This is a genomic window from Methanoregula sp., from assembly GCF_049690535.1.
GTDB lineage: Archaea > Halobacteriota > Methanomicrobia > Methanomicrobiales > Methanospirillaceae > Methanoregula.
Map to the genome: position 1 here is coordinate 1 of NZ_JBAVMX010000114.1, position 7,781 is coordinate 7,781.

Annotated in this window: 7 protein-coding genes and 1 pseudogene; 5 read left to right on the forward strand and 3 right to left on the reverse strand. The window is 51.5% G+C overall.

What is annotated here, in order from left to right; all coding sequences use genetic code 11:
• Positions 1-140 precede the first annotated feature (140 nt).
• Positions 141-1,907 (forward strand): MFS transporter, encoded by a 1,767-nt coding sequence (locus tag WCE46_RS09075; protein WP_424733383.1) that lies wholly within the window; start codon positions 141-143, stop codon positions 1,905-1,907.
• Positions 1,908-1,926: 19 nt separating this feature from the next.
• Here WCE46_RS09075 and WCE46_RS09080 read toward each other — a convergent pair whose 3' ends face one another.
• From WCE46_RS09080 to WCE46_RS09090, 3 genes are read right to left on the reverse strand one after another with little or no spacing between them, the layout of a single operon-like run.
• Complete coding sequence (locus WCE46_RS09080) at positions 1,927-2,436, reverse strand: DUF2115 family protein (RefSeq protein ID WP_424733384.1); 510 nt, start codon at positions 2,434-2,436, stop codon at positions 1,927-1,929.
• Positions 2,433-3,338: an epoxyqueuosine reductase gene (locus WCE46_RS09085; RefSeq protein WP_424733385.1), complete on the reverse strand. Its 906-nt coding sequence runs from the start codon at positions 3,336-3,338 to the stop codon at positions 2,433-2,435. The genes WCE46_RS09080 and WCE46_RS09085 overlap by 4 nt, the downstream gene beginning before the upstream one ends.
• Positions 3,339-3,370: 32 nt before the next feature.
• A complete protein-coding gene (locus WCE46_RS09090) occupies positions 3,371-4,027 on the reverse strand; it encodes a DUF2115 domain-containing protein (RefSeq protein ID WP_424733386.1) in 657 nt (218 codons plus the stop codon).
• 88 nt (positions 4,028-4,115) lie between these two features.
• Here WCE46_RS09090 and WCE46_RS09095 point away from each other — a divergent pair, with 88 nt between their 5' ends.
• The 4 genes and pseudogenes from WCE46_RS09095 to rpl11p all read left to right on the forward strand — a co-directional run.
• Complete coding sequence (locus tag WCE46_RS09095) at positions 4,116-4,577, forward strand: winged helix-turn-helix transcriptional regulator (protein WP_424733387.1); 462 nt, start codon at positions 4,116-4,118, stop codon at positions 4,575-4,577.
• 123 nt (positions 4,578-4,700) lie between these two features.
• Entirely contained in the window at positions 4,701-5,249 is a 549-nt protein-coding gene (locus tag WCE46_RS09100) for a GNAT family N-acetyltransferase (protein WP_424733388.1), read from the forward strand.
• Positions 5,250-5,803: 554 nt separating this feature from the next.
• The gene (locus WCE46_RS09105) at positions 5,804-7,531 is read left to right on the forward strand and encodes an LA2681 family HEPN domain-containing protein (RefSeq protein WP_424733389.1); all 1,728 of its coding nucleotides are present in this window, start codon (positions 5,804-5,806) and stop codon (positions 7,529-7,531) included.
• 128 nt (positions 7,532-7,659) lie between these two features.
• A pseudogene (rpl11p, locus tag WCE46_RS09110) lies at positions 7,660-7,781 on the forward strand (50S ribosomal protein L11); the annotation flags it as partial.

Here is a 7,781-nt window from a genome sequence, read left to right on the forward strand (position 1 = left end):
ACCCTGCAGATACCCTTGTCGGCCATGCCCCTACCTGCAGGAGGACTGGAAACATTATAGTTCCAGACGATCTACCCTGTAAAGAATATTTTACCCGCTAGAGGAAAATGCCCGGATGATCCCGGGGGCAGCCCGATTTCATGGAAAAAAACGAAACCACAGATGACGGAACAGGACCCAGAAAAGGGATCGATTACAAGTGGATCGTCCTCTCGATCACAACCATCGAGATGTTCATGGTATCCGTGAACGGGAGCATCACCCTCATCTCGCTCCCTGCGATCTTCAACGGCATCAACATCGACCCGCTCACCTCGTTCCAGTACCTCATCTGGGTACTGATGGGGTACAGCCTCGTAACTGCCACCCTCCTCCTCTCCTGTGGCCGGCTCTCGGATATGTATGGGCGGGTGAAACTTTACAATCTCGGGTTTGCCATCTTCACGCTGGGATCTATCCTGCTATTTCTTACGCCGGACAAGGGTAGCACAGGCGCCCTTGAGATTATTGTGTTCCGCCTCGTCCAGGGAGTTGGGGCCTCGTTTACCTTCTCCAACAGTGCCGCCATCCTTACCGATGCCTTTCCTCCTGATGAGCGGGGCAAGGCACTGGGGCTCAATACCATATCCTTTTTGTCCGGCCAGTTCGTGGGCCTGATCCTTGGCGGTGTCCTCGCGTTCTATAACTGGCGGTACGTGTTCCTCGTCAGCGTGCCGGTCGGTATCCTCGGCACGGTCTGGGCGTACCTCAAACTCAAAGAAACCCCGCTTCCGAAAAAGGCCCGGAAGATCGATGTCTGGGGGAATATCACCTTTGTATCAGGGCTGACGATCCTTTTGATCGGTATCACATATGCCCTGCTCCCGTACGGGAACGACCCGATGGGATGGGGCAACCCGTGGGTTCTTGCAGCGATCGGCATCGGTATCCTCCTCCTGATCGCGTTTCCTATCATCGAAAGCAGGGTCGAGGATCCGATGTTCCGGCTCAACCTTTTCAAGATCCGGGTCTTCTCGCTCGCGAATACGGCCGGGTTCCTGAGCGCCCTTGCCCGGGGCGGCATGTTTTTTATCCTGATCCTGATGCTGCAGGGTATCTGGCTGCCGCTCCACGGGTACAGCTACGAATCGACACCATTCTGGGCAGGGATATTCATGCTGCCGCTCACCGCCGGGTTTGTGATCATGGGTCCGCTCTCGGGATGGCTCTCAGACAAGTACGGTGCCCGCTGGTTTGCCACGTCCGGCCTGCTCCTGATTGCCCTTTCGTTTATCCTCCTTGCCTCACTGCCCTATAATTTCGATTACCCCATTTTTGCCGTCGCGCTCCTGATCATGGGCATCGGCAACGGCATGTTCGGATCGCCGAACATTGCATCCATCATGAACTCAGTACCCCCCGAGGACCGGGGCGTTGCTTCGGGTATGCGGTCGATGCTGCAGAACAGCGGGATGGTCATCTCCATGGCCCTGTTTTTTACTATCGTCATCGTGAGCCTGACGCAGCTGTTCCCCCCGGAACTTGCGACATCGCTGACGAGCGCCGGTGCGCCGGGGCTTGTCGCTCCCATGAGTTCTATTCCCCCGACGGGGGCGTTGTTTGCCGCGTTTTTGGGCTACAACCCGGTCCATGCCCTCCTTCTTGGCCTGCCCCAGTCTGCCGTCGCCGCCATCAGCCCGGCGACGATCACGACCCTGACCGGAACTACCTGGTTCCCGACCACGCTTGCACATGCCTTCATGCCCTCGCTCCGGCTCTCATTCTACATCGGTGCCCTGCTCTCCGTTATCGCCGCGATATTGGCCTCAATGACCGGCTCGCGGTTCGTCCACGAGGAGCAGGCAGGGCGCGGGAAAGCGGATGTGGTGCCGGAGTCTGTTGAGAACCCCCATGTGGAGGTTATCTGATACGCTCACATGGCGCCGGCTACACTGCCGGGCCAGTGCTCTGCACGGTTTCCTCTTCTGCCCGGCAGACACAGAAGCAACAGAGTGATAAAGGATCATCCCGGTACCGTCTTTTCCCGGTGCAGTAGTACCAATTCCCTCTTTTCACGATACGGATATGATCAGAGATCGGTAGGTCAGTTGGGTGCAGCGGCCTGTGTGCGATAAAAATCAGGTAGAGCGAGAGAGCGGTCACGTAGCGTTTCAGATCCGGTTGTCCGGGGGCATACGTTTCCAAGTAACGGTCCAGTGCCTCTTCACATTCCTTAACGATCCTAGAATCGAGGGGGAAATCCGGCTCCACGGAAGCCCGGTTCCGGATCTCAGTGTACGTGGCATAATTGTATTCCCCGAGGTATGCAGGTATCCCCGAAGGATCCTCCCTTTTTACCAGCCGCTCCTGCTCGATCCGGGCAATGTATCCCGAAAGCGTGTCCAGATCGCGGCGGATCCGAATGAGCAGGCCAGAAGCATACATGCCGACGCTCACGCCGGTTTCCTGCCACTTCCCTTCGTCTTTACGGGATTTTTCGATTCGCAGGGAACGCCGGCCTGGCAGAGGCCGCACCCGTAATTATCGATGTGGTACTGTTTGTGGACATAGTCTTGGGCAACCCCGAAACAGTACTCCCGGCACCGGTTCTTGTCATGTCCCTGTTCCGTGATCGCCCCTGCCGGGCACCGTTTGATGCAGAGCTTGCAGCTGCCTTTGGCATAATAGAGGCACCAGGCGTGGTGGTCTGTATAGGGCCGCAGCGTCGGGGGAATCTTGATGCGGGCAATGATCGAGCCGCACCGCATGGCCTTGCCCTTCCGGGTGATGAGGCCGTCGCAGAGGCCAAAGGTCCCAAGGCCCGAGACATAGGCAGCGTGGCGCTCGGACCAGGATGAGGCAATGCCATATTTTTCCGAGGCCGCGATCTTCCAGGCCGGGGAAAGAATCGGGGCCATGGCCGGGATGCCCCGTTCAGCCAGAATGCCGGTGAGATGGTTCATGAGTGCGATGTTGAATATGCCCCCGTAGTGTTTGGCCCGTGCCCAGCGTTCCGAGGGAAACTGCGTCTCTTTGCTGTTCTCAGCTTTGATGAGCGTGGTCTGGGGCAGGATCCAGCTGATAACGGTGAGATCCCCCGCATCTGCATCGGTGCCCGGGAACGCTGCCCGGAACAGCTCGGATGGAGTCATGAACGGTGCGCCGATATCCTGTTTGAGCTTTCCGAAGAGCGGGTCGTCCCCGGCCGAGAAACCGACCAGCGGCTCATCGGTGAGGGGTTCGTGCTCGGGATAATGCATATCGTTTTCCGGGGAAGTCTCACAGAATTCCCGGATCGCAGTCTCGATCCATGAAGCAGGATCGTTTTTGTCTTTTTTGTCCTGATGGTACGGTGTCATTGTTTCCTCCTCTTTTGGTGAATGACCGGGTCTCACATTCCCGGGGTCTGGCGGGCGGGGCAGAAATTGCAGATCGAAAAGGGGACCTCTTTTTCATGGTCCCGGATGAGGCAGTAAAACGTACCACCTCGCTCTTCCACCTTGTAGCCCCCGGGGAAGGGCATTCCCACCGGGTGGCCCGGCCGGTCGAGCACGAAGATCGTGAACGCCGATACCAGGTAATAGAAAAACCGGTGCCTTGGAGTGTAGGGAAATGGCGTCCGTTCCGCAGCCACATCCCACCGGAAGCACCCATCGGTGATCATGGCGCAGAACTTCCCGAAAGTTTCCCTGTCAGTGATGGGCCCGGTCATGGACAGAAAGGCATCGGTGCGGTGCATAAGGAGGAGGCGGTGGTATGCGCCAAGGACCTGCTCGGAGATGTACGGGTGGACCTGGTCGCGGTACGGGCGGGGCAGCCGGACCACCTCTGCGTACAGCCTCCCGCCGATGACCTGGAGGTCGGCGAGCGTGTACCGGCCGATCTCCTCTGCGAGGATCTCCCCGATCTCCCCTTTGGTTCGGGCGGCGACAAGACTCGCGGCAACCCGGTGGAATTCCTCCGCCTCTGCTCCTGGTGCCTGTCCGTGAAGGGCTGTCGCGCCCTCGTCCCTGTACGCTGTCTCCGTGGCGGATGTTACAGTCGTCATTATAATTCCCCCACATTCCTGTTCGCGGGTTCTTAGTTCCAGTATACTAATAATACCACTTTAATATTGCAGGAACCAAATGTATACCATGCACCGGAACCATTGCCCGCCCACGGTATCCCGCCCCGGGGAGCCGGCCGTCCCGTTTGTGACCTGCCCGATCCACGCGGCGGTCGGTGTTCTGGGGAAAAAGTGGACACTTCTTATCCTCCGTGATATCGCGCTGAAAAAGATCACCCGGTTCAACCAGATCCGCCGCTCCCTTCCCGGCCTTACGCCTCGCGTCCTCACCCTGCGGCTGCAGGAACTTGAAGAGGATGGGTTTATCCGGGCCCGGGTCATAAAAGAGAGCCCGCGGGTGGTGGAGTGGGAGCTCACCGAAAAAGGGAACGACACGATCCCGATCCTCATGGAATTCCTTGCCTTCGGGGCAAAGTGGAACGCCGGGGAGGTCTTTGCGGATCACCGGCCACGGACCCTAGAGGAACTCTATCCCTCCACCGTACCATCCGGCGGGTCAAAGGCAGGGGAGTCCCCGGTGGAAGGATAAGGCGGGCTGCCGGATATTTTTCACTCACCGCCAGCGTTATACAGTGTCGGTCCGAAACGATCACCGGAAACAGCTAGGACCTCCGGTACAGGAGTCCAACGTCTGCCATCCCGGAGTTTTTCAATGGTATTCTCCCTTCCCACAGAACGGCTGATTTTGGAGGATATGAACAGCCAGGATATCGCCGACATGCAGCGCCTCGCCCGCGACCGGAACGTCATGCGGTACGTGCTCATATGGCTTGAGAACGACGAACAGGTCGCCGGTTTCGTGAAACATGCGATCGATGAAGCAGCGCAGGCTGACCGGAGGGATTACGAGCTCGCGATCCGGATCCCGGGGACCAGGGAGTTCGCCGGTTTTGCGATGTTAGAGATCGAGCCCGGGCAGCCGACCACCGCAGAGGTCGGGTGCATCCTGCTGCCCGACTACTGGAAAAATGGGTACGCGTCGGAAATTCTCCGGGCGCTCATGGTGTTCGGGTTTGAGACCCTGTCCCTGCACCGGGTGTACGGGAAGTGTGACGATCTTAATGTGGCATCGGCCCATGTGCTGGAAAAAGGCGGACTCCGGTACGAGGGCACGATCCGCGAGCATGTCTGGCTCCGGGATCACTGGCGGTCGAGCCGGTATTATGGGATGCTTGCCGGGGAATATTTGGCCGGGCAGTGAGAGGGATGCCCTGACCCGGGGGCTGCTCCTTTTTTCCGGCAGGGAACTGATGGGGGTTGCATGGGTACAAAGTGATCCGGGGCATCAGGGCCTGTCAATAAATATTACATCAGGAAAATGAGGGCTTTGCACATCGCATGAAGCCGCCAATTACAAAAAGGGATCGTGTGACCCCCTACATGGTCTTCACATTTTTGCCCGGATTCTGGTTGGGTTTTGGGTGGATTTTACGAGAGAGAATTAAGCGGGTTTGTGGAGCTTGGATGTGCGAAGAGTGTGAGGGGGGGGGTCACATTTGAGAAAAGTGCCGGGCCGGGGCCCCCTCATTATCATCAGGGATTAAGCACCGGAAAATAGCGAGTTTACCCACCCCCTGATGGGGGTCGCTCGGCCGCCTCGTCAGGGCCTCGCTGGGCGAGGAACTTCAATTAATTTAAGAAGTGCGACACTATAGAATGTAGGATAACAAGAAAAAAATAGGAGTCGTAATATGAAGAAAAGGTATGTTCAGCTCTAAAAATTTGAATGATTTATTAAATAAAGAATTGAGATGAATGATGTCAGACCAATTGAAAATTCTCTATAAGAAATCATCACAATTATATCAAAATTATCAGTATGATGAAGCATTAGCAGTGATAAATTCGTTATCAAAAAAGGATAAAAATACACTCTCTTTTAGATCACTCAAATCCTGCATTCTTATTGACAGATGGAATGGTGAAAGTAACACTAAACATGAAATTATTGAAGCCATTAATCACTTGAAGATTCTTCTCGAAAAAGACAATAAAAATCAATATCACTATCTCTATAACCTTGGAAATGCCTATCAAAAAATTGCCGCTTCTGATCTCATAAAAAATAAAAGGAATTTGAATCCGGAGATAATTTTGAATCTTGAAAAAGCCAAATCACAATTTGAAAAGTCTATACAAATTGAGGATAATCAACCGGAGGTTTGGATCAATTTAGGAAATACGTTAAATTACCTTGGACGGTATTTGGAAGGAATTGAATGCTATGATAATGCAATTGTAAGAAATCCGACTCATTATAATGCTTGGGCTGCACGTGGAACGTGTTGTTGGCATCTCTCAAACTTTGTCTCAAATGAAGAAGATAAAAAATTATTAATGCATCACGCGATGGTCTTTTTAAAATTGGATTTCACTTTTAATCTGGATATCCCGAGAGATCCTGCCTTGAAAAAAATTGTTGAGACCTATTTTAAAAGAAATAAATCTAAACTTAATCCGAAAGAATTTCTAAAAAAGGTAATGCCAAAGAAAAGTGCAGTCCTTGGCGAAAATTTTAATTTATCCGATCACTCTCCTAAAAGTTATCAAGAATTCTATCAAGTGTTTTGTGAAAAATATGGATTATTCTTAAATCTCCATTTCGATTGTTCTGAATGTTCATGTAAATCACGAGATTTGATCGATTTTCGATTTATTGCTTTGATAAAAGATAATCAGAAACCATACGAATTAATGAAAAAATGGCTTGCGATTCGTGATGAGTATAAAACAGCAAGAGCGCTATTGGCACTGGCTCAATATCGGCCACAGGAGATGCAATTTTTAGATAAACCGCGATATGAGCCTGATTATTGTTTGAATTACCTCTTCAATGTGGAATTGTTACAACAATCATTTGTTTCAATAATGAATGTTTTCGATAAAATTGCTTTTCTTTTAAACGATTATGAAGAATTAAAATTGCTTGACTCGAAAGTAAATTTTTGGGGGGGTGAATCGATCTTCACGCAAACCGATCTATTAGAGAAAAATTCTTGGAATCGCCATCTTGTTGCGATGGATAGCATCAGAAAAGATATTTATGGGATTTCATCACAAGATAATAAATTTAAAAAAATGGTGGATATTAGAAATTATCTCACTCATAGATATTTCAATTTACATGATATCATAGATGCAACAAAAATCACATATCCTTATGGTTCTGAAAAAACGCAAATTAAAAATCCAGAATATCATATGGATGTTCATGAATTTTTTAAATTAACTATCGTTGCTATGCGAAACGTACGTAACCTTCTTTTTGCATTATCATTTTTTGTTGAAGAAAAAGAGAAGGCCAAAATCAAAGATCCCAATGAAATAATTCCGACTATGGAATGGGAAATTAATTGGGATAATCATCCAGAATTAAAGAAAATTGCAGATGATATGGCCGAAGAAATTAAAAAAGCCCAGCGAAAATTATGCGATGATGTTTTGGATGCGCTAAAGAAAGACGGATATTTGAATAGTGAATAGAAGATTTAACCTCCCTCCATTAATCTCTTCACCCCCCTCGCCCACGATCACCTTTATCTTCCTTCCCAACAAAATTAACAGACCCAAGCTCGGAACCCGCAAATACGGGACGGCATGGTGCAAAGACTATGGCAGAAGTGGTCGAGGTTTTAGTACCCGGCGGAAAGGCAACAGCGGGTCCACCATTAGGACCCTCGCTCGGACCACTCGGTATCAACGTGAAGGCAGTAGTCGATGAGATCAACAAGAA

What these genes read in the sequence shown, in the direction of transcription:
- WCE46_RS09100 (WP_424733388.1), top strand. Translation starts at nt 4,701, where the DNA reads ATGGTATTCTCCCTTCCCACAGAACGGCTGATTTTGGAGGATATGAAC.
- WCE46_RS09075 (WP_424733383.1), top strand. Translation starts at nt 141, where the DNA reads ATGGAAAAAAACGAAACCACAGATGACGGAACAGGACCCAGAAAAGGG.
- WCE46_RS09105 (WP_424733389.1), top strand. Translation starts at nt 5,804, where the DNA reads ATGATGTCAGACCAATTGAAAATTCTCTATAAGAAATCATCACAATTA.
- WCE46_RS09085 (WP_424733385.1), bottom strand. Translation starts at nt 3,338, where the DNA reads ATGACACCGTACCATCAGGACAAAAAAGACAAAAACGATCCTGCTTCA.
- WCE46_RS09095 (WP_424733387.1), top strand. Translation starts at nt 4,116, where the DNA reads ATGCACCGGAACCATTGCCCGCCCACGGTATCCCGCCCCGGGGAGCCG.
- WCE46_RS09090 (WP_424733386.1), bottom strand. Translation starts at nt 4,027, where the DNA reads ATGACGACTGTAACATCCGCCACGGAGACAGCGTACAGGGACGAGGGC.